Annotated in this window: 1 pseudogene; it reads right to left on the bottom strand. The window is 48.2% G+C overall.

What is annotated here, in order from left to right:
• Positions 1-255: pseudogene (locus IB232_RS23645) on the bottom strand (hypothetical protein); the annotation flags it as partial.

Below are 255 nucleotides of genomic sequence, written 5' to 3' on the forward strand. Positions count from 1 at the left end.
GATCGAAAGCGGTTGAAAGAGGTGGTTGACAGCGGTTTTGAACGCTGTAGAATGCGCCTCCCGCTGACGAGAAGAAGTTCTGATCTGAAGCGCAAGCGGTTGAGAAGAAACGAAAAATTCTTCAAAAGCAGCTTGACAGATTGAAAGGCTGCTGTAGAATGCGCGGCCTCGGTTGAGACGAAAGACTTCGCCGAAACGCTCTTTAACAACTGAATCAAGCAATTCGTGTGGGTGCTTGTGATGTAAGACTGATGG

The sequence above is a fragment of the Pseudomonas sp. PDM15 genome, assembly GCF_014851565.1.
In the GTDB taxonomy this organism is placed as follows: domain Bacteria; phylum Pseudomonadota; class Gammaproteobacteria; order Pseudomonadales; family Pseudomonadaceae; genus Aquipseudomonas.